Source organism: Litoreibacter sp. JB4-2, assembly GCF_055693445.1.
The window spans coordinates 3,620,733-3,640,705 of sequence record NZ_CM146334.1; the positions used below are offsets into that span (position 1 = coordinate 3,620,733).

General features: G+C 57.4%; 20 protein-coding genes. 13 read left to right on the forward strand and 7 right to left on the reverse strand.

The genetic code is table 11. The annotated features are described in order from the left end of the window. Positions 1 to 151 precede the first annotated feature (151 nt). Complete coding sequence (locus ACZ1G7_RS18150; protein ID WP_472660782.1) at positions 152 to 358, forward strand: hypothetical protein; 207 nt, start codon at positions 152 to 154, stop codon at positions 356 to 358. Positions 359 to 466: 108 nt separating this feature from the next. On the opposite strand, the gene ACZ1G7_RS18155 is transcribed toward ACZ1G7_RS18150, so the two are convergent. The 5 genes from ACZ1G7_RS18155 to ACZ1G7_RS18175 form a co-directional block, all read right to left on the reverse strand. Then, complete coding sequence (locus tag ACZ1G7_RS18155) at positions 467 to 1,285, reverse strand: hypothetical protein (RefSeq protein ID WP_472660783.1); 819 nt, start codon at positions 1,283 to 1,285, stop codon at positions 467 to 469. Between the two features lie 42 nt (positions 1,286 to 1,327). After that, the gene (locus ACZ1G7_RS18160) at positions 1,328 to 1,759 is read right to left on the reverse strand and encodes a hypothetical protein (protein WP_472660784.1); all 432 of its coding nucleotides are present in this window, start codon (positions 1,757 to 1,759) and stop codon (positions 1,328 to 1,330) included. Between the two features lie 201 nt (positions 1,760 to 1,960). Next, entirely contained in the window at positions 1,961 to 2,413 is a 453-nt protein-coding gene (locus ACZ1G7_RS18165; protein WP_472660785.1) for a type II toxin-antitoxin system prevent-host-death family antitoxin, read from the reverse strand. 93 nt (positions 2,414 to 2,506) lie between these two features. After that, entirely contained in the window at positions 2,507 to 3,301 is a 795-nt protein-coding gene (locus ACZ1G7_RS18170) for an FHA domain-containing protein (protein ID WP_472660786.1), read from the reverse strand. Next, entirely contained in the window at positions 3,301 to 3,909 is a 609-nt protein-coding gene (locus ACZ1G7_RS18175; RefSeq protein WP_472660787.1) for a hypothetical protein, read from the reverse strand. Before ACZ1G7_RS18175 ends, ACZ1G7_RS18170 begins: the two co-directional genes overlap by 1 nt. Before the next feature lie 196 nt (positions 3,910 to 4,105). Between ACZ1G7_RS18175 and ACZ1G7_RS18180 the strand changes: the two genes are divergently transcribed. From ACZ1G7_RS18180 to ACZ1G7_RS18235, 12 genes are all read left to right on the forward strand, one after another. Continuing rightward, on the forward strand, positions 4,106 to 4,834 hold the full coding sequence (locus ACZ1G7_RS18180; protein ID WP_472660788.1) for a hypothetical protein: 729 nt from the start codon (positions 4,106 to 4,108) through the stop codon (positions 4,832 to 4,834). Between the two features lie 82 nt (positions 4,835 to 4,916). Continuing rightward, complete coding sequence (locus tag ACZ1G7_RS18185) at positions 4,917 to 5,372, forward strand: hypothetical protein (protein WP_472660789.1); 456 nt, start codon at positions 4,917 to 4,919, stop codon at positions 5,370 to 5,372. A gap of 14 nt (positions 5,373 to 5,386) precedes the next feature. After that, positions 5,387 to 6,928, forward strand: a complete 1,542-nt coding sequence (locus tag ACZ1G7_RS18190) for an FHA domain-containing protein (RefSeq protein ID WP_472660790.1) — start codon at positions 5,387 to 5,389, stop codon at positions 6,926 to 6,928. Between the two features lie 48 nt (positions 6,929 to 6,976). After that, positions 6,977 to 7,561, forward strand: coding sequence for an FHA domain-containing protein (locus ACZ1G7_RS18195; protein ID WP_472660791.1), 585 nt, complete (start codon positions 6,977 to 6,979; stop codon positions 7,559 to 7,561). After that, a complete protein-coding gene (locus tag ACZ1G7_RS18200; protein WP_472660792.1) occupies positions 7,561 to 8,910 on the forward strand; it encodes a PP2C family protein-serine/threonine phosphatase in 1,350 nt (449 codons plus the stop codon). Before ACZ1G7_RS18195 ends, ACZ1G7_RS18200 begins: the two co-directional genes overlap by 1 nt. Before the next feature lie 11 nt (positions 8,911 to 8,921). Continuing rightward, positions 8,922 to 10,097: a serine/threonine protein kinase gene (locus ACZ1G7_RS18205; RefSeq protein ID WP_472660793.1), complete on the forward strand. Its 1,176-nt coding sequence runs from the start codon at positions 8,922 to 8,924 to the stop codon at positions 10,095 to 10,097. Then, positions 10,094 to 11,359: a trypsin-like peptidase domain-containing protein gene (locus ACZ1G7_RS18210; RefSeq protein WP_472660794.1), complete on the forward strand. Its 1,266-nt coding sequence runs from the start codon at positions 10,094 to 10,096 to the stop codon at positions 11,357 to 11,359. Before ACZ1G7_RS18205 ends, ACZ1G7_RS18210 begins: the two co-directional genes overlap by 4 nt. Next, entirely contained in the window at positions 11,356 to 12,078 is a 723-nt protein-coding gene (locus tag ACZ1G7_RS18215; RefSeq protein WP_472660795.1) for an ATP-binding cassette domain-containing protein, read from the forward strand. Before ACZ1G7_RS18210 ends, ACZ1G7_RS18215 begins: the two co-directional genes overlap by 4 nt. Then, complete coding sequence (locus ACZ1G7_RS18220) at positions 12,075 to 13,265, forward strand: ABC transporter permease family protein (RefSeq protein WP_472660796.1); 1,191 nt, start codon at positions 12,075 to 12,077, stop codon at positions 13,263 to 13,265. The genes ACZ1G7_RS18215 and ACZ1G7_RS18220 overlap by 4 nt, the downstream gene beginning before the upstream one ends. Next, positions 13,258 to 14,883 (forward strand): SUMF1/EgtB/PvdO family nonheme iron enzyme, encoded by a 1,626-nt coding sequence (locus tag ACZ1G7_RS18225; protein ID WP_472660797.1) that lies wholly within the window; start codon positions 13,258 to 13,260, stop codon positions 14,881 to 14,883. The genes ACZ1G7_RS18220 and ACZ1G7_RS18225 overlap by 8 nt, the downstream gene beginning before the upstream one ends. Then, positions 14,880 to 16,214, forward strand: coding sequence for a serine/threonine-protein kinase (locus tag ACZ1G7_RS18230; RefSeq protein ID WP_472660798.1), 1,335 nt, complete (start codon positions 14,880 to 14,882; stop codon positions 16,212 to 16,214). Before ACZ1G7_RS18225 ends, ACZ1G7_RS18230 begins: the two co-directional genes overlap by 4 nt. A gap of 2 nt (positions 16,215 to 16,216) precedes the next feature. Continuing rightward, positions 16,217 to 18,154 (forward strand): vWA domain-containing protein, encoded by a 1,938-nt coding sequence (locus tag ACZ1G7_RS18235; protein ID WP_472660799.1) that lies wholly within the window; start codon positions 16,217 to 16,219, stop codon positions 18,152 to 18,154. Positions 18,155 to 18,172: 18 nt separating this feature from the next. On the opposite strand, the gene ACZ1G7_RS18240 is transcribed toward ACZ1G7_RS18235, so the two are convergent. After that, positions 18,173 to 19,129 (reverse strand): 2-hydroxyacid dehydrogenase, encoded by a 957-nt coding sequence (locus ACZ1G7_RS18240; RefSeq protein WP_472660800.1) that lies wholly within the window; start codon positions 19,127 to 19,129, stop codon positions 18,173 to 18,175. Further along, a complete protein-coding gene (locus ACZ1G7_RS18245) occupies positions 19,126 to 19,971 on the reverse strand; it encodes a fumarylacetoacetate hydrolase family protein (RefSeq protein ID WP_472660801.1) in 846 nt (281 codons plus the stop codon). Before ACZ1G7_RS18245 ends, ACZ1G7_RS18240 begins: the two co-directional genes overlap by 4 nt. Positions 19,972 to 19,973 lie beyond the last annotated feature (2 nt).

Consider the following 19,973-nt stretch of genomic DNA (forward strand, 5'->3'; position numbering starts at 1 on the left):
CGCAGCGTTGTAGATTGAGCACTAACAACAATTTTTTCGCTGCGAGCGCTCGCAGCGGGAAAACCAAATTCACAGATTGGGCTCAAACCAGACATTTGCATGATGTCATTGGGAAGGTAGGGTCATCACGCATTGTTAGGAGTGCTGTTCGATGTTTTGGAAGAAGTCAGGAGATATTCGTTCAAGACGCCTGTCGAGAGGAGAGGAAGAGGCGTATAATGCAGGTTATGACGACGGCGTCGGCATGGTCCTCGAAGAACTAACCAGCCTCGACGAACGTGGCCTCAGCACCGAAGCCCGAGAATTGGTCAAGGGATTAATTCTCTCCCACGCGGTCGAGATAGCTGCGTCTGATTGAATAAGCCTTGGGGCATGTTTGCTCTGCGGGACGAAGCTGACTTTCGCAGTGCGGAGTTCAATGTCCGGTCAGCAACGAGTTGGGATACCCAAACCTTGGCAAAACGGACTACGGAAGAGCATTAATCTTTGCCCAAGCTCGACTTTGGAGACCAATCTTTTGTTCTGAAACGAAAAATAGCCTTGGCGTTAGTGCTGCCGGCACCGCAACTCCTAACCACGGATTTGACGACATTAGTGCCGCGCTTATGGCGCAGGCATACACCCCTGCTCCGAAGTAGCTTTCATCCATCAGCCTGACTAATTTGTAACTCGATGTCTGATTGAGACTATCCGCCAAGTATTCTCGAGCAAGTTTATTTGTGGCGTCATCACTTGCTGTGTCGCTCAAGTTTTTGGAAAGACAATCGGCACAGCCTAAGATTGCTTTCTTTACTTCCTGAAAAACTGCTTCTGACTTTCTGGCGTTGGCAATTTCCAATACATTCAACGTGTTTCCGGCCTTCAAGGGCACCACATCCAGAGACATTAGATTTGTCGAAATGTTCGCCAAAGGTTCTGTTTGGAACGAGATTTGTTGAGTCCACTGCCAAGTCTGAACATCAGGAGTCATGCACCCTAAACGGGATACACTCGCGTCCAGCCACAGCCTTAATGCTTCGGTGTAATCCGGATGGTTCTCAGCTGGGAGAACATCTTCATCTGGTGGCGGAACACTCAAATCCGTCACAGTGACCGGTGACGCTGCCGAAGGATGAGTAAACCTCGGATCATGTGGGATATTCAGTTGAGAAAGGATGTCTTTGAAAGCCTCATTCGAGTATGGACTACTGTTACCCATCGACGGGCGGCAGAAATATGGAGCAAAAACCAAAGCACCGGTGACAATCAAAGGTTTCAGCTCCGAAAAAACCTGCATCCAGATCATGATCTGATGTACAAACCGATCAACAAAATCTGCGTAGTAAGGTTACTTTTGCCATCCTCGACGTGGCATCACTTCGGCTAAGGTGTCGAAATTCCAAAGAAATGCATCATCGATGAATACTTGATCGCAGACCAAGAGGTGTTTTGACAACGGGCCCAACAGTGTCCGCAACTCACCGGAACTCAATCTGGTTCTTCCCTCAGTGTTTCCGCGTGCACCGATTATCGGGTTTTGCCGGTACCAATCAGGGTATGATGACAACCCAAGGCTTTGAATGCTACGTCGTTCGAACAGAACTCTGTGGCCGGTTGCCTCTTTTGGGAACTGGAAGCGGCGCTTCATCTGAGCATAGTAGTGCTTTGCGAAATCTATCCACTTCTCTTCGGAGACGCCTTCAAAATATGGAAGACTCTTGTTGGACAATTCCAAGTCAAAGTATGCTTCAATTATTGATACCGGATTCACACCTGTCATTGTTTGTTGCCCTTTAGGTTTTAAGGATCTCAATTCAGTTTGGAGATGTGTTGGCGGAATGAGTCCACAAAGCAGACATTAGTTGCACAGCAGAAATTTAGCAATTTGGGCTCAAAGCGGCCAATGATGGGCTCCTACCATATGCATTTTGCCATCGTTTTGATCCTTGGCATAGCCAAACTAAAGGTAGCGCAGTTCCCGTCACCAAAACCGCCACCACCTCTTTTTGTTAACGTCTGTGTTAACCTCTTCGTTAACAGCCGGGGTGTCGACAACTGCCAAAACCTCTTCCAATTCGCCGCCCGGGATTGGGGCGAGGCCTCGGCTGCGCAAGACCTCGCGTTCCATTTTGCGGTCGACTTGCAGTTGCAGAATGTGCTCTGCCGCTTCCTGCGCCTTGGCCGTGAAACCGCTATAGCCGGTGTGGAATGTTGACGGGCGCATGCCGCGTTCGGTGATCGCTTCAAAATCCTCCAATTTCCAAAGCCGCTTCCATTCCGCCATAGAGGTGATCGCCGCGACGCGTTGCCCGTGGCGGGTGATGACGCTGCTGTTGCGCGGGTCCTGGACAAAGTGGATGATCGCCAACAGCCGGTCGCGGGCCTGACTGGTAGAGACCCGCTGGAGTTTAGGAGTCGTTAAGGTTTGACGCATGGTTTTTCTGTACAAATTGGGGCACGGGAGTTTGAAAATGACCCCGTTTTGTACAAAACAGCTTAACGCAGCGCGCGCTGCCCGGCAGTGAGCTCAGCGCTGCAGTTCAATCGTGACGCCGCCCAGCTTGAACGAATTGACGCCTTTGAGCGAATAGCGCTTGTTCGGCTGCAAGCGTTTTGAGCCGATAAATGTGCCATTGCTCGACCCCATATCGATCAGCGACAACACACCATCCCGTGCTTCAAGTGCTGCATGCGCGCCGGACACGGAACCGTCGCCCGCCAGCACCAAATCGGCCTTGCTGGGCTCCCGCCCAATCTTGACTAAGCCTTTGCGGGAGCTTGAAAAATTTGGGTAACTGCCCAGCGCCATCGGTGTTCGTCCGGCGTTGTTGCCCGACCGAATTTTCAGCTGCCAATCCTGCATCGGCCGTGCTGCGCGCGGGGCAATCGGGGAATACCAGGTGACGCTGGCCTTCTTGTCATAGAGCGCCGGTTGCGCCGGGTGGCAGCCGCTCAGACCGCAGGTGCCCAGCTTCCAGATCGTGCGTTTCAACCGCTGCCCGAAGGACAGTGGCTTCCCCGAATTATCCATTGGTTTCAGCTGCATAGCCAGCCGCCCAAGGCTCGCCCCACCGAACAGAAGTTCGACCAGAAGCCAGTAAATCAGCAGGCAGGGCAGGAACCATAGCAGCGTCGTTGCGGCCTCAACTTCGCTCCGAGAATTGAACATGGAGCCAAAAATTTTCGCGCCCACCTGCTGTGATGGCGACAGGCTAGCGACGAATTTGGTGATCAAAACCACCAACCCCATGTCGAGCGCCGCCGCTGCCAAAAGCAGTTTCGCTGCGCAAGTACTTGAAAGTGGGCCTGAATTTGCGCTCATCACATGGTCCCCGCAACCAAGAGCATCATCACCAACGCGGTTGCCGCGTAGGACAGTATGGCGGTTGAACGGCGTTCCAAGATATCGACATCCGAGGTCGGCCCGCTGTTTCGGAACTGGAAGATGATCAGGTAAAACGTCACCGCCAGTCCGATCATGGAAAACGCATGCACCTGCATCTCCGCCGCCGCCCGCGTCACTTCAGAGGTGCCCGGGTGCGTCAAACGCTTGGCCGTCGCCACAACCAACACCCCCCAAACAACCGCCCCCCCGATGCTGATCAATTGCACGCCGGGTTCTTCACTTTCTGTGGACCGGGACAGAAGAAATCCCAGCCCGAGGCCAAAGATGATGCAAAAGATAAGATAAACAAGAAGTTGGAAGGGCCATTCGGTTTGATACTGCAAAGTATCTATGAAGCTGCTGTTATTCGAACTGCTGCCACCCACGCCAAAAGCTGTGCTGACAAATTGCAAAATACCGATTGCCGCGGTCGCCAAAGACACCACGCTGGAGGTGAGTCCGATCCATTGAACGGTGTCGGCATCTCGAATCCAGCTGGGCTTTTCGATCGCAACTTTGAAGGACGGTTTGGTTTTTGGAGCCATAACAAACGGCCCCCACGACCCGTATCGGCAATAAAATAACAAAACTTCCGTAACGCCGAGAGAGGTTAAAATCGGGAAGCGCAGTCGGTCAAGAGATTAATGAGTGTGCACCTAAGAATCGGTATCCATTCATTTTTTTTCGAAATTTACCTTGAGTTAACAAAACGGATGTGCACCATTCTGACGGTGACTTTTTTTGTGGGGGAATTTTAGAGTGCGTAAACTGATAATTGGACTTTTCGCGATTATGTCGATGGGTCTAGCGGCTTGTACCGAGGAAACACTTTCCTTAGCGAGCGGCGGCGGCGGTGGAAAGAAGACCGCCCAAGAGCGCAAACTTGAACAAGATGTGCGTAGCCTGAGCCAACAAACCAGAAGCATTATCACCAAAAATACCGTGCAGGGCGCGGCGGCTGGTGCTTTGGCGGGCTGTGGTCTTGCGCTTATTCTTGGTGGCGACGGGGGCGATTGTTTGGCCGGTGCTGCCGTGGGCGGTGTTGCTGGAGGTGTTGCCGGCAATAATGTCGGTCGCAAAGCCGCGAAGGTGAACCAGGATTTGGTAAAACAGCGTGAAACGATTGCCAAATTATCTGGTATTAACAAGCGTTTAGGCGGCATTGAAGCCAACTTGCGCAGTGTTGTGCGTAGCCAGAACGCAGAGATTTCGTCGCTGCGCCGTCAGGTGAACGCGAAGCAGATTTCGGCGTCCGAATACAATGCACGTGTTAACGCGATCCAGTCGAACCGGAAGAATATCCGTGACGGCTTGGTCAAGGCTGAAAACAACGTGACGAAGTCGCAGGTTGAACTGGTAAAGCTTGAAAAGCAGGGCAAAAAGCCTCTGACACAAACCAAGCGCGCCGCCAGTAGCACCAAGAACCGTCTGACACGGTTGCGCAAATCTGTGCGTTTGGTTTCGAGCTAAAAGCCCGACCTAATTTGACGCGGCGGCCCTGATGGACAGGGGCCGCCTGCGTCGTTTCAATTCAAATGAGGGAACTATTTCTATGAAACGCCTGTCTTCAGTTATTAGTCTCAGCGCTTTGTCGGTTTTGGCGGCGTGCAACGGATCGACCAACCCGTTGGAAGCGGATTTGTTCGACAATATCCGCAACATCAATGACGGCACGTATGACCGCCAGCTCGCGGCGAATGAGGCTGAGGCAGCCCGGATCGCGCGCTCCAACAATGCGCGCCAAAGTTCGATCAACTCGTTGAATTCGCAAAAGAGCGCCAATAGCGCAACGATTGCGTCCTTGCGGTCCGAGATCGCATCTGCACGCGGTGAGCTGTCGTCGATCCGCGCCAAAGTAGGCGGCGATCAGGCAAAATTGGCTCGGGCCAACCAGCTCGACCAACAGCTGCGCGCAGTTGACGCCGATGCCCGTGCGGGTGCCAACCCGAGCGTTGTGCGCAAAGAGCTGAGCCGGATTCGGTCCTCTATTCGCGCACTTTCGAGCTAAGCGGAGCCGGAGGGATGGGGATACTACGCAATCTAGCAGAGCGGCGTCGTGCGTGGCGTCGGGTTTTGGGCATTGCCGGGCTGTTGACCGTCGGGGCCGCGTCACCGGTTTTTGCGCAAGAGGATGCCCCGAGCCGCTACCCGGCAGAGGGTATCGCTATTCTTGATTGCGACCCCGGGGCGCCTGCGCCTGAAGACAGCTGCCTTGTGCAATTGCCGCCGCTGATGACGCGGGCGGATTTGCAAACGCAGGGTTCCGCAGAGTTTACCTTTGTGCGCCCGGGCAGCCCCGAATTTCCCGATGACATTACATTGTCGGGCTCGCTTGTGCTGATCGACACGACGCCCGGGCAGGGCGGCGCCCGCCGTGGCACCTTCGCGCAAGAACGCGCTGTTCTGTCTGAATTCATCACCAGCCTGCCGCGCGGCGAAAAAATCGCGATCTATGCGTTTAGCGACGGCATTCAGCAATTAACCGATTTCACCACCGACCGCGCGGAGCTATCGCGTATTATTGATGAACTAGAGCTCAGTGGTGACAATACCCGCATCCGCGCCAGTGTTTTGGACGCGATTGCGGTACTGAATGAGCGCGACGATTTCTTGATGAAGAACATCATTCTGATCACCGATGGTGACGAGGAAGGGTTCGACGGAGCTGCGGAAATCAGCGCTGCGGCGGTTGAAGCAGGAATTCCGATTTCCGCCCTTGGCGTTGAATGGCGCGCCATCGGTGTTGGACGGACAGCGGAAGCTGAGGACTATCTGGAAAGCATCACTTCCGCGACCCAGGGTGAAACCGTAATGGTGCGCGTGCGCCGTCAAGCCGAAGCCACCGAACAGGCGACCGAGTTTGGGGAGCAGTTGCGTTCTGCACGTCGCGGGTCTGGTCTGATTTTGCCCAAAGGAGAGGCGAAAGAGGCTACGATTTTTGTGACCTTGAAAGAGCCGCTTCCCGGCGGCACCGGTGAGAAAAGCGAAGAGGTCCGGGTGCAATTCGTACCGGAAGCAGGGCCGGAGCCTGAGCCCGAACCGGTTGACCCAAATGAAGGAAAGCTGTTCGGGTTTGACCCGATTTGGGTGTACACCGCCGCCGCGATTTTGGGCATTTTGTTACTGGCCTTGCTGTTCTTCCTGCTGTCACGCGGCAAGAAAGAAGAACCCGAGGAATTTGAACCGATTGAGATCGATGACGGCGGCGCAGCTGAAGTGACCGCAGTTGGCCTCGACCCTGACGCCAGCACGAAAATGGTTCCTGCGAAGGCACGCGCGATTGCGTATCTCATTGAGGAAAATGGCGGGCGTAAGCATCCCGTGATCGGGGCGCGCACCTCGATTGGGCGTGGCAGCTCAAACAGCGTTGTGATCGCACATGACAGTATAAGCCGCGTGCATGCAGAGCTGCATCGCAACCGGGATGGCGGCTTTTCTGTCACTGATATGGACAGCCTGAACGGTACTTTTATCAACGATGCCCGGATCACCGGGACCCAACCCGTGCGCGCAGGGGACATGGTGTCCTTCGGCGAGGTTCCGACCAAGCTGGTGCTGGCCTGAGCAGACCACAGACACAGCCGATAAGGCTTACAAGCGAAGGAATTTGACATGAGCAACGACAAGACGAAATGGATTTTCGACGACGAAGACGGCTTTGACAGCGACAAAGGCGGCGCGGTCGAATTCACGGAAACGATTGAAAAAACTGTAGCCGATACGGACGCGCCCCGGCCTTCTGATGAGGCGACGCGCGTGGTGCCGAACGCCTCGGCCGATAAAACGACAATCTCGCGCGGGTCCGCATTTGACAGCGGCGATGTTCAGATCGACCCGGTCGTGGGTTGGTTGGTGGTCATCAAAGGACCCGGTCTGGGGCAGGCTGTGGCGCTTGGCGCAGGCATGAACTCCGTCGGGCGGGGCGCCAGCGAGCGCGTGACGCTGGGTTTCGGCGATACCTCGATCTCGTCGACGGATCACACGCGGATCATTTACGACGATGACACGCGCAAGTTTTTCATCGCGCATGGGTCGGGCAAAAACATCACCAAGGTTGACGGGCAGATGGTGGCAAACACCCTGCCATTGGAAAACGGTGCGACGGTTGAGATTACCAAGACGACCCATTTGCGTTTTGTGGCGTTTTGCTCGGAAAGCTTTGATTGGGCTGACGTGGCAGGTGACGGCGCAGCTTGATGAAAAATATTGCCGGCGGTGCCAGTGTTGGGCAGCGTGATAACCAGGAAGACGCGTATAAAATAGTATTTCAAAGCGAGCAGGACCCTCACGGCGATGTGCTGATGATGGTCGCTGACGGCATGGGCGGTCATGTGGGTGGCGAGATCGCCTCAAACCTCGCCCTGGACGCGTTTGAGACGCATTTCATCTCTGGATCAAAGTCGCCGCGCCCGCGCGAGCGTTTGAAAGACAGCGCGTTCACCGCCAATGATGCGCTACGGCAGCGTATTGATCAGCAGCCCGAATTGCGCGGCATGGGCGCGACGCTGCTGTGTGCGTTGAAGCTGCATGACCGGGTGGTTTGGGCCAGCATTGGCGATAGCAACCTGTACCTTTACCGCGCGCGGCAATTGAAGAAGGTGAACGCTGACCATTCGATCTACGGCGAACTTCTGGAACAGGTCGCAGCCGGGCGATTGACGCAGGAAGAGGCGGATAGCCATCCGCGCAAGAACGCTCTGCGCTCCGCGGTAACGGGTGAGGATATCTCACTTATTGACCTCAACACCATGCAGCTCGATGCGGGGGATACGCTGGTCTTGGCCTCAGACGGGCTTGACACGCTGCCGCAAAGTCAGGTCGCGACGGTGCTGGAAGAGGCCAAGCGCGGCGGGCCAGAAGCGCAGGTTCAGGCCCTTCTGGATGCGGTGCAAAACGCGGGCAAACCGACCCAGGACAACACGACCATTATCGTTTATCGGCAAGACGGCGACACCGCGTTGCGCGCGCCGCAAGACAGCCTGTGGCGCCTGACGAATGGGTCTGACGCGCGCGGATTTTCGAACCCGAAAGTCTTGTTCGGCGCGGTTGCCGCAGCGGTTGTTTTGCTTGGCGTTCTGGGCTTTTTGATGTTTGGCCGCTCGGAGCCGGAAGCGCCCCTGATTGTGCAATCGGAGCCGGTTGAGGACGGAATTCGCACCATTGGGGAGCAAAACGGTCTCATCACCGAAGACGATCCGGCGCCCGATACTGTGACGGAGGACGAAACCACGCCAGAGGAGGTTGCGCCGGAACCGATCCCGCTGCGGCCCAATCCGATTGAAACCAGCCCATACCCGGATCAGCGCCCTATATCGGAGCCCTCGCCATCGGAGCCAGAAACTGGACCAGAGGCTGAGCCTGATACCGATGATGACACACCACCGGCGCCACCACCGACCGAGGAAACCCCGACACCGAGTGAAACGGAGCCGCAGCCAACCCCAACGCCCGCAACACCGATTGACCAAGCCCCGGAGATCGTGGACCCGGTCCCGCCCGCCACGCCAACCCCTGACACCCAGACGCCTGGCGTGGACATAGATTAGGGGCGCGCGGGATGGAGATCGCCTTACCAGAAGGGTTCCCATTGGCCAGCGGCCTTGTGCTTGGGAAACGCCTTGGAAAGGGTGGGTTCGGCATCACCTACACGGCGCAAATGGGCCAGCCGCCAAAGCGCTACGCGGTCAAAGAATATTTCCCATCCGAATTCGCGACGCGCGGCCCCGATGCCAAAGTGATCCCGAACCCAGATGACCGCGATCTGTTCGATCTTGGCATGCATGCGTTTCTGAACGAGGCCAACATCCTGAAGACCCTGCCACGTCAACCTGGCCTTGTGCGCGTGCGCGGCGCGTTTGAGAAGCTCAACACTGCCTATTGCCTGATGGAATATATCGAGGGCGACCCGGTTGACCGGATGCTGCCGCGGATTTTGCAGCGCCATGGTCACGTGCCGGAGCCGCTTATCGAAGGGTTTGTGCGTTCCATCACGGCAGCCCTGTCGGCGGTGCACCACAAGCGTCTAATCCACCGGGATGTGAAGCCTGCGAACGTGATGATCCGGCGCAATGGCGAGCCCGTTTTGATCGACTTTGGCGCGGCGCGGCCCTATGGCAAGCGCACCAATGATCCGGCGATGTTTACCCGTAAATACGCCCCGATTGAGCTGTTCCCAGTCGACCAGTTACCGCCCGGCAGCAAGCTGCGGGAGGGGCCGTGGAGCGACCTCTATTCGCTATCGGTGATGCTGTATGAAATGGTAAGCCGCCGTGCGCCGCCCGACGCGCAATCGCGGCTGAAATCCTTTCTCGAAACGGGTCACGACACCTATATGCCCGTGGCAGAGGCCATTCAGGCGAGCGGGGCGAAAGCCGGGTATTCCGAGCGCTTGTTTGAGATGATTGACTATGGCTGTGCCCTTCTGCCGGAGGACAGGCCTGCCGATGCGCTCGCCTATTGCCGAATATTTACGGACACCGAAGGGCCAAGCTCGAATGACCTGAAAAACCACGCTGAATTTGGCCGCGCTGAGACATGGCGCGCAGCCGTAGCCAGCCGGCTGACAGGGTTTTCAGAGCCACGGCAGGCCGCGCTTGCAGGCGCACCGGAGCAGAACAAAACGGAAGACCAAAGTGAGACCGAGCGCAAGCGGGGGATTTTGAAGATGCTTAGCATCGTCTTTTTGCTCGCGGCGGCAACGGCGTTTTTAGGATGGATGGGACAACAAGGATGATGCGCAAAATATTGGGCCTGATGGCCGCATTGATATGTTTGGCCGCGCCGGGATCCCTTGTGGCCAGCCCGTCGAAAGAGGCCATCCGCAAGGTTGACCCGTCCGTGGGGCGTGTTGTGCTTGATAGCGGGTCCGGCTCAGGGTTCATAATTGGGCGGGACCCGGGCACTGGCGATCTGTTTCTTGTGACCAACAACCATGTCGTCGATGGCGCGAAGCGTGGGTATATCGGCTTCAACGTCAATGGGCGGGTCGAGAAGTACAATTTCAAGATCGTGTCGCGCTCAGCTGAATTCGACCTGGCCGTCGTGCGTCTGGATGTCGATGGAAAGTCTTACAAGCCGCCAATCGTGGCGATTGGAACCAAGACACTTGAGAAGGGCGATCAAGTTTTTGCGCTTGGCTTTCCGGGCGCTTCTGCGGCGCTGCAAGCCGATCAGTCGAGCCCTGAGATGTTTGAGACAACCCTGACGGAAGGAACCGTCAGCAAGGTTTATGTCGGCAAATGGAGCCGCTCCACCCAGACGATGGAGCTTGTCCAGCACACGTCCTTCATCAACCCGGGCAATTCGGGCGGGCCGCTGTTTGACTATTGCGGCAATGTGGTTGGGGTGAACACCGCCGGGTTGCGGGACGCGAATTCTGTGTTTTTCTCATCTTCCGCGAAGGCGCTGACGAGCTTTTTGACCAACGCGGGCGTGCCCTTCAGTTCCGTTAGCAAGACCTGCGATCCTGACGCCAAACCGACCCCGACACCGCCACCGGCGCAAGAGGTTGCGGGCAGCGGTAACAGCACGATGTTTGGCATGCCGATCTGGGGCTGGGCACTCGGGGCGCTTGCAGTCGTCGGCGGTATTGGCGGTATCGTGGCCTTTGCGGGCAACGGGAAATCTGGCTCCGTGGTTGCACCTGCCGATGGCCCGAATGTGGTCTCCACGCCTGTGGCCTCCGTCGCGTTGAAAGTGGCGGCCAAATTGCCCGATGGCACGCAAAAGGCGTTCAAGCTGTCGCCCGGCCAGCTGAAAGCGGGGGCCACAATCGGGCGAACGTCATCGGCTGATATCACCATCGACAGTCCCAAAATCAGCCGTGAACACGCGCGGATCACGCTGGACGGCCGGCGTTTGGTTATTGAGGATTTGGGCTCCACCAACGGGGTTGAGGTCGAAGGTAAACGTTTGTCTGCCAATGCGCCCGAGCAGATCAACACGCGCGCCAAGATCAACCTTGGGAACGTTGCGCTAAGGCTCGCCAAGCCGTGAGTGCCGCTGCCGTTGTTCATATCCGCGACATCGGGATCAGGCTGGGTGACGAGCTGGTCGTTGTGGTCGATGCGCTGGACATGGACGCTGGCGAAGTGGTTGTGTTGGATGCGATCAGTGGCGCGGGCAAAAGCACGGCGCTTGGGTTGATCGCGGGCGCGTTGCCGGCTGAGCGTATGACGCAAGCCAGTGTGCATCGCCTGTCGGGGCAGGATATTACGCCGCAGATGGAACGGCGCATGTTCAGCGGGCCGGGGCATTTGGGGTTTGTCCTGCAGACCAATGTATTGATCCCGTATTTGAGCCTTGCGGAGAATATCGACCTGCCCATGACGATTTCGGGGGAGGTGCCCGACGCGGATTGGCGCGCGCATTTGGTGGGTGCCTTGGGCTTGGTAGAACTCACAGACCGTATGCCGACGGAGGTTTCCGTCGGCCAAAGGCAGCGGGTCACAATTGCGCGCGCGCTTCTGGGGCAGCCTGATTTGTTGCTGCTTGATGAGCCGGTCTCCGCGCTTGATCCGGTCAATGTCGCGCAGGTCGAGCGGCTGATTGAGGTATTGGCGCAAGATGCGAATAGCGCCGTTATCCTTGCCAGCCATCAGGCGGCGCGGGGCGCTTTTGCTGGCGCGCGCCGGGTCGGCCATAGGACCGAAGATCGCGACGGTGTGCTTTATTCGCGGTTCTCAGATGCCTACGCGTCGGAGATTGCGGCATGAGCCATTTGTCGCTTCGACTGGCGATCAAGGAATTGCGGCATGACTGGCGTGGCTCGCTTTGTTTCATCGCAGCGCTTGTGGGCGTTTTGGCCCCTTTGCTGGTCGTACTTGCTTTGAAAAATGGCTTCATCGGTACGATGATCGACCGGCTGGTCGATGACCCGTCCAACCGGGAGCTTTTGGCCGTCGGCGCGGGCGCCTATGACGGGGCATTTTTTGACGCCATGCGCGCGCGGGGCGATGTCGATTTCATTGTGCCCGCGACGCGTTCCATCAACACAGTGGCCAATTCGGTGCGCAACCGGCCAAAACGCAATCTGGAGCGCGCGGTGCCGCTGATCCCAACTGCGGAGGGCGACCCGTTGTTGGACGGGCTTGTGATAAGCAAGGGTGAGGCGGCGCTGTCTGAGACATTGGCGGCGGAGCTGGAACTTGCAGTTGGCGAAACTGCTGAAATGATCATCGGGCGCAAAATTGACGGCGATCAGCAAAACGCGATCGCTGAGTTGGTCGTGACGGGTATCGTGCCAGAGCGGCTCTATAGTCGGAACGCGATGTTCATCTCGCTGCCCGATCTGTTGGCGGTTGAACGGTTCCGGGACGACAAATCGCTGACGCCTGAGACGTGGCGCGAAGGGGCAGGGACCCAAAACAGCTATGCCAGTTTCCGTGCCTATGCGCGCCGCTTGGACGATCTGCGCGCGGTTGAGGACGCCCTCAGCGATGCGGGGGCGCAGGTCCGGCCACGGGCGGAAAACGCGACCGTGTTGCTGCTGTTTCGTAAGAACCTTGATATTCTGTATGCCGCCGTGGCGCTTATCGCGGCGGCTGGGTTCTGGGCGGCTATGGCGGCCAATCTGCGCGGCGTGGTGGAGCGGCAGCGGGTGTCTTTCAGCTTCCTTGATCTTCTAGGGCTGGGGGATCGAGCCCGTAAGTCGATCCCGATTTTTCAGTCCCTGATACTCGTGGGGCTTGGCATCTGTGTCACCTTCTTTATCGTTGGGATCATACTTGTGACGATCAATTCCGCTTTCGCCAATGCGCCACAGCAAATGGTGGCGCGGCTCGGGGTTCGGGATGTGATCGGCACGCTCATTTTAGGATTTGTAACGGCTTTGACGGCCTCGGCTTGGGCCGTCATGGCGATTAATCGAATTGGTACAGAAGAGGTGTTGCGTCATGCGTAGGGCGTCATTTGCTTTAAGTTTCTTATGTGTTGCTATTGGCGCTCCGGCGCAGGCCGAAATCACCTGGAAAGAAAGCTACTACAACCCCAACCCCTTGGAGGGCGACCTGATCCTGCCGATGCCCTGCGGCGGCGCTATGGCGTTTCGCAAGGTCGAGACGCCCAATTCGGACGGGGCCATCGGCGATGTGCCGGTTCTTTTGGGGGAGGAAGGCGACAACCAGCCCTATTTGAATGGGTTGCGGCAGTCTTATGTGTCCGGGGCGTTTTCCGATGACGGGTCGGGCCGCGCGAAAGCGCATTTCTACATGGCCAAATATGAATTGGCTGAGGCGCAATATGGCGTGATCGCAGAGGGCTGCCCGGACAAAACCCCGCGCAAACGCGCGTTCAAGCCGGTGGTCGATATCTCCAAACTGGAATTTGAGAGCTTCGCACAGGGCTACACGCTTTGGCTGATGAAGGAAGCCGCTGACAGCCTGCCCAGCGCGGATGAGACCAAGGCCTATCTGCGACTACCGACCGAAGGCGAATGGGAATTCGCGGCGCGCGGCGGGTTGTCGGTTGAGCCTGCGGAGTTCCGTCAACCGATACCACCGCTGGAGCCGGGCACCGAGACATCTGAATATGTGGCGCATGGCGGCACCGAAAGCGCTGGCGGCAAGTTGCAGGCGATTGGTACGTTGAAGCCGAACCCGCTGGGCTTGCATGACATGCTGGGCAATGCCTCTGAAATCGTGGGCACGCCGTTTTCGCTGGTGCGCCACGGGCGCTTGCACGGGCAGGCGGGCGGCTTTGTCAAACGTGGCGGCGATGCGCGCACGCCGTTGGGGTCGATGAATTCGGCAACGCGGTACGAGGTCTCGCCGTTTGATCTTCGCGCGGGTGATGTGACGCGCGACCGTTACACCGGCGCGCGCCTGGCCATTGCCGGGCTGTCAATCACCTCCTCGGATCAGGCGGCGGATTTGACGGCTGCCCTTGATGAAATCGCCGCGCTGGATTCGCGGCTTGCCGCGCAGGTGGCGGAGCAGGATGTGTTGGACGTGATCAAGGCCTTGGAAAAAGATGCGCCGAATGAGCAGACCAAAGCCAGCCTTGCCGTGATCCGCGACACGATTAAACGGGCGCGCGACGGGCGCAACACACAGCGTGATCAGTCGATCAGGCAGATCGTCAATTTTGGGGTGCTGGTCTGCGATCAGGCGGTGCAGGAATATATCGATGCGCTGCTACTGCTCGATGACATTCAGGCGTTGAACGAAATCATCGAAGACTCGCGCGCGTCAGGCGCTCGTGATGACGAGGCTGAGGCGACAGAAATTTTGCGCGAAGCGCAGGCGGGTCTGAGGCGGTCAGAAGAAAAGATCGCGGCAGAATTGCTGGAATATCGCAACCTTTTGGAAGGTTTGGCGAAGGACTACTCGCTCGATCTGTTACGCAAGCAGGCCAGCTTTATCGCCGAAAAGGTCAATGAACGTGGCAAGCGTCGTGCGGCCTGTTTGGTCACGCTGCGCAACCATATGTCAGTGCGCGAGGCGGTTGGATTTGTGGAAGAGGGAATGGTGCGGCAGGATTTTGAAGCTATCGCACTTGATGTAATGGAGGGGCTGCAATGAGTGACGCAAACGGGGTGTTCGGGATCAAACCCGGCGACGTGATCCAGGACACCTACAAGGTTGAAAAGCTGTTGGGTGAGGGCGGCATGGGGGCCACGTTCAAAGGCCATAACATGACGACGGACCATGACGTGGCCATCAAGGTGATGATCCCGTCTTTTGCCAAAGATGAACGCGCAGTGAGCCTGTTCAAGCGCGAAAGCTCTCTATTGCGCACTGTGCAAAGCGACGCGGTCATTCGGTATGAGACGACATTGCAAGACGCGGAAGGCCGGCTGTTTTTGGTGATGGAGTACGTCTCTGGTAGGCCCTTGGCGGATTACCTTAAACGGGGTGCGCGTCTTGATAGCAAAGACGTGTTGAAGCTGGCAAAGCGGCTGGCCGGTGGTCTGGACGCCATTCACAAGCTCAACATCGTGCATCGCGATATTGCGCCTGACAATATTTTGGTGCCCGCCGAGGATATTCTGAAGGCGAAGCTGATTGATTTCGGGTTGGCCTCCGACACGGCCGGGACCGAAAAGTCCATTCTTGGCGACAGCGTGGCGGGCAAGTTCAGCTACATGGCGCCTGAGCAGCTGGGCCTGTTTGGGGCCAAAGCCACCTCTGCCACGGATGTCTATGCCTTGGGGCTGGTCCTGATGCAGGTGGCCGGGTTGAACGTGCCGGGCGCGGGCAAGGGCATCGGCGCAATTGAGGCGCGACGCGAAGACCTTTCGCTGGCCGGGGCGGATATTTCCGCGCCTTTGAAACTGCTGCTGGAAAGCATGTTGAAGGCAGACCCGAAGGACCGCGTGAAGGACCTGGGCGCTGCAATCACCCGCGCGCTCGATGCGCCGGATGGCGGCGTGACAACGCCACAGGGACCGACTGGGGGCGGTGAGGGCTCCACCGGTGGTGGCTCCAAAACCCCGATGTTGATCGCGGCGGGCGTCGTTGGCTTGGCGCTGATTGGCGGTGGGGTGTTTTATACGATGAAAAACGGGACCGACAGCGGTTCGAGCGTAAACACCACAGAAGACAGCAAGGCTTTGTTGACCAAGGATGATCCCGTCAACGAGGCCATAGCCTTGGTCGACCAGGGCGGTCGCGAGAACCTTGAAGTGGCCCTTGGTGCTTTGATGAAACTAGGTGGCGACGCTGAAGCTGAAACGGAAACTCGTATCCGCGCGCTCATTGAAGTAGCGCGTATGTATGACCCCGAAACCTATGACCCGGCGCGCAGCCCTTTTCCGCAAGCTAATAAAAACGCTGCACGACGGACCTATCAAAAAGCGGCTGATCTGGGCTCTGCTGACGCCCAGAACGCAGTTGCCCGTTTGGGAGATTAAAGATGAAGTTTTTACCAATAGCCCTTCTTTCCGCCGCCTTGTGGTTGCCCGGCACGGTCGTCGCGCAGGACCGACCTGAGCTGATCGACGGCAAGTCGACGCTGTTTCAACGCGTGTTGGTGCGTGACAAGGTGCCCGGACGCGACGGTCCTGACGGGGCGGAGGTTGAAAACGTCTCTCCGCTGCAAACGCTTTATGTCTACAAACGTGATGGCGACTGGATCCAGGTTGGCGCCGATGATCAAGGAAACAACAAGTTTTGGCTGCCCACCGCCGCGACTGTGGACTGGAACCAGAATATCGTCGTGACATTCGAAGCCTCTGAAAACGTGGGCCGCGTGCTGTTTTTTGACGATATCGATGATGTCTATGAGCTGGTTGAATCCGAGAATTCCGCCCCAGGCGCGGTTGCACTGCGCGAGGCGGCAGAGGACGCCGAAAGGAACGAGACAAGCTCGGCAACCATTCTGGCGCTCGGGCCGCGCGAAACCGTGGACCTGAAACGCAACCTCTACGTGATGCCAATCATTGAGGCGGAAGAGGCGACGATGGAAAGCGGCCCTGATGTGAACCTTTTGAAGGTTGCTGTCGCACGTGCGGATAGCGGTGCCGCCGCCCCGCCAGCACCATCCGGCAACCCCGAGAACTTCAAGGCAGGCGTAGTCTTCGTGGTCGATACAACGATTTCGATGGGCGACTACATCCGCGCGACGCGGTCCGTCTTGGAAGGCATCTACAATGATGTGGCGCAAGCTGGCATGGCGGATGTGGTGTCCTTCGGGCTGGTCGGCTATCGCGACAACTTGGATGCCGCACCCGGGCTTGGCTATGACACGCAGACCTTTGTAACTTTGCAGGAAGGCTCCGCCGCGGGCGCGTTTCTGGAGGGCATCGACCGGATGGAAGAAGCGCAAACGCCGTCGAAAAACTTCCGGGAGGACAGTTTTGCGGGCATCGAACATGCGATCAACGCTTTCAACTGGTCAGACTATGGCTACCGTCTGATCGTTTTGGTCACAGATGCTGGCCCGCGCTTGCCTGTTGACCCGTTGTCAAAAACCAAGATGTCGGCGACTGGGTTGAACGGATTGGTAAAGGAACGGCTGGAAGGCTCAATCGCCGCCATGCATTTGCGCACCGTGCGCGGGCGCAAGGATCATGACAGCGCAGAACGTGCCTACCGCGAACTGACGGCAGAACCCAACCAGGCGCCGCTATATTACGGCGTCGACCAGGGCGACCTGAATGAATATACGAAGGTGGCGCAGGACTTTGCGCAGCTGATTGCCGATCAGGTCATACGCTTCCGCAAGGATGGCGCGAATGCCGATTTCTCCCGCGTGCGCGGCGATGATGAGGCGCGATCTGACTTCTCGCGTGCGGTTCAGCAGGCCGGGCGTACGATGCAGCTACGCTATCTTGGCCGTGAAAAAGGGACCAAGGCGCCTGACGTGTTTGAAGCTTGGGTCGCGGACCGCGATTTTGAGCGCAATGGGTTGAAACCCTTGTCGATCCGGCTGCTCTTGGCGAAAGACCAGCTCAGCGATTTGGATCAGGCTTTGAAGATCATCATTGAACAGCAAGAGGAAAACATCCTCGACCCGACCGAGTTCTTTGCGCAAGTGCTGGGCGCTGCATCAGATGCGAGCCGCGATCCTGACAAGGTTTCGCGACGGGCTGATCTGAGCCTCGCGCAGGCGGTGTCGATAGACGAATACCTCGATGGGCTGCCCTACAAATCGCGCATCATGAGCGTCACCGAAGATGATTGGATCAAGATGAGCACGTCTGAACAGCTCGACATGACCAATGAGCTTTATGACAAGATCGAACGCTATCGCCGCTACAATGAAGCAACGGATCTTTGGGTGGATTACCTTGGCTCGGGGCCGGGTGCTGAAAACCTGTTATACCCGATGTTGCTGAACGACCTGCCTTAGAACGGCAGGTCGAAAGGCTCACAAATGTGCGCATTCCGGCACGGGCGTCAGGACCGTGCCGTCTGCTTTCCACTGCAGCAAATTGTCGACCGTCAGCTTGCCCATCGCCGCGCGGGTTTCATGCGTAGCAGAGCCCACATGCGGTAGCAGGATGACGTTTTCCAATGCCTTTAGGGCGTCGGGGATATGCGGCTCTTTCTCGAACACATCCAGCCCTGCCTTGCCCAGTTTGCCCGATTGCAACGCATCGATCAAAGCGGCCTCATCAATCACAGAGCCGCGCGACACGTTGATCACCATCCCTTCGGGACCAAGCGCCTCAAGCACTTCTTTGTTGACGATTTTTTCTGTCGAAGGCCCGCCCGGCGTGATGCAAATCAGCACATCTGACCGCGTCGCCATATCGGTCAGATCGCTGCAATATTCGTAGGGCAGATCTTTTTCGGTGCGCGTATGGTACAGGATCGTCGGGTTGAAGATTTGTAGCCGCTCGGCGATCTCTTGTCCGATCCGGCCCATGCCAAGGATGCCAATTGTGCGGTCGTCTGGGCTGCGCGACAGCGGTGCGTTGCCCTGAGTTTCCCAGTTGCCGGAGCGGGCATGGTTTTCTTCCCACAAAAAGTTACGATACCCCGCCAGCAGCAGCATCAGCGTGGTATTGGCAACCTCCGCGTTCAACACGTTTGGCGTGTGGCTGACCTTGATGCCGCGTGCGACGCATGCGTCAGTATCAATCGCGTCATATCCGACGCCATAGGCAGAGGCCACTTTCAGATTGGGGCAGGCCGCCATGATATGGGTGGGAACCCCGTCATGGCCATTGGTGGCAAGCGCTTCGATGCTGGCGCCATGCTCGCTGGCCCAACTGTCGAAATCAGCAATCTCGGAGAGCTTGTGTAGCGTAAACTCCGCTTCCATCCGCTCAATCATCACGTCAGTCGCGCCGCCAATCATCAAAAGTCCAGGCTTGCTCATGCGTCCATCCCTACGTTTTGGCGTTGTGTGCCGAGGCCTTCAATCTTCAGCTCCATTACATCGCCTTTTTTCAAGAAAACCGGTGCCGGTTTCATGCCCGCGCCGACGCCGGGCGGCGTGCCGGTCGAAATCACGTCGCCCGGCTCCAACGTCATCAGCTGCGACAGATGCGAAATAATCTGGCGCACGTTGAAGATCATCGTTGCCGTGGTGCCGGTCTGCATCCGCTTGCCATTCACGTCGAGTGACATGGACAGGTTTTGCGGGTCCGGCACCTCGTCAGCAGTAACCAACCACGGGCCGGTGGGCCCGAACGTGTCGCAGCTTTTGCCCTTGGTCCATTGACCGGTCAGGTTGTTTTGAAAGTTGCGCTCTGAGACGTCGTTGACCACGCAATAGCCCGCGACATAATCAAGCGCGTCCTCCTCTGATACGTATTTGCAGGGTTTGCCGATAATGACGCCCAGCTCGACCTCCCAATCCGAATGCTCGGAGCCGCGCGGCAGGATCACATCGTCATTCGGGCCCACGATGGCAGAGTTGGCTTTCATGAACAGGATCGGGTGATCAGGGAAAGCCAGATCCATTTCTTTCGCATGGTCCGAATAGTTCAACCCGATGCACATGAACTTGCCGATATTGCCTACGCAGGGCCCCATGCGCGGATCGCCATCCACCACAGGCAGGGCATTGGGGTCCAGCGTTTTCAATGCGTCCAAACTGTTCGCAAGGGTGTCCCCGTTGATATCGGCAACATGCGCGCTGAGGTCGCGCAATGTACCGTCTGCATCGATCATGCCGGGCTTTTCAGATCCAGCCTCGCCGTAACGAACCAATTTCATAA

Bases quoted from the DNA above. Each gene is read 5' to 3' on its own strand.
- ACZ1G7_RS18210 (WP_472660794.1), top strand. From the start codon at position 10,094: ATGATGCGCAAAATATTGGGCCTGATGGCCGCATTGATATGTTTGGCC.
- ACZ1G7_RS18240 (WP_472660800.1), bottom strand. From the start codon at position 19,129: ATGAGCAAGCCTGGACTTTTGATGATTGGCGGCGCGACTGACGTGATG.
- ACZ1G7_RS18225 (WP_472660797.1), top strand. From the start codon at position 13,258: ATGCGTAGGGCGTCATTTGCTTTAAGTTTCTTATGTGTTGCTATTGGC.
- ACZ1G7_RS18185 (WP_472660789.1), top strand. From the start codon at position 4,917: ATGAAACGCCTGTCTTCAGTTATTAGTCTCAGCGCTTTGTCGGTTTTG.
- ACZ1G7_RS18175 (WP_472660787.1), bottom strand. From the start codon at position 3,909: ATGGCTCCAAAAACCAAACCGTCCTTCAAAGTTGCGATCGAAAAGCCC.
- ACZ1G7_RS18150 (WP_472660782.1), top strand. From the start codon at position 152: ATGTTTTGGAAGAAGTCAGGAGATATTCGTTCAAGACGCCTGTCGAGA.
- ACZ1G7_RS18160 (WP_472660784.1), bottom strand. From the start codon at position 1,759: ATGACAGGTGTGAATCCGGTATCAATAATTGAAGCATACTTTGACTTG.
- ACZ1G7_RS18235 (WP_472660799.1), top strand. From the start codon at position 16,217: ATGAAGTTTTTACCAATAGCCCTTCTTTCCGCCGCCTTGTGGTTGCCC.
- ACZ1G7_RS18245 (WP_472660801.1), bottom strand. From the start codon at position 19,971: ATGAAATTGGTTCGTTACGGCGAGGCTGGATCTGAAAAGCCCGGCATG.
- ACZ1G7_RS18195 (WP_472660791.1), top strand. From the start codon at position 6,977: ATGAGCAACGACAAGACGAAATGGATTTTCGACGACGAAGACGGCTTT.
- ACZ1G7_RS18165 (WP_472660785.1), bottom strand. From the start codon at position 2,413: ATGCGTCAAACCTTAACGACTCCTAAACTCCAGCGGGTCTCTACCAGT.
- ACZ1G7_RS18170 (WP_472660786.1), bottom strand. From the start codon at position 3,301: ATGAGCGCAAATTCAGGCCCACTTTCAAGTACTTGCGCAGCGAAACTG.
- ACZ1G7_RS18200 (WP_472660792.1), top strand. From the start codon at position 7,561: ATGAAAAATATTGCCGGCGGTGCCAGTGTTGGGCAGCGTGATAACCAG.
- ACZ1G7_RS18190 (WP_472660790.1), top strand. From the start codon at position 5,387: ATGGGGATACTACGCAATCTAGCAGAGCGGCGTCGTGCGTGGCGTCGG.
- ACZ1G7_RS18155 (WP_472660783.1), bottom strand. From the start codon at position 1,285: ATGATCTGGATGCAGGTTTTTTCGGAGCTGAAACCTTTGATTGTCACC.
- ACZ1G7_RS18205 (WP_472660793.1), top strand. From the start codon at position 8,922: ATGGAGATCGCCTTACCAGAAGGGTTCCCATTGGCCAGCGGCCTTGTG.
- ACZ1G7_RS18220 (WP_472660796.1), top strand. From the start codon at position 12,075: ATGAGCCATTTGTCGCTTCGACTGGCGATCAAGGAATTGCGGCATGAC.
- ACZ1G7_RS18230 (WP_472660798.1), top strand. From the start codon at position 14,880: ATGAGTGACGCAAACGGGGTGTTCGGGATCAAACCCGGCGACGTGATC.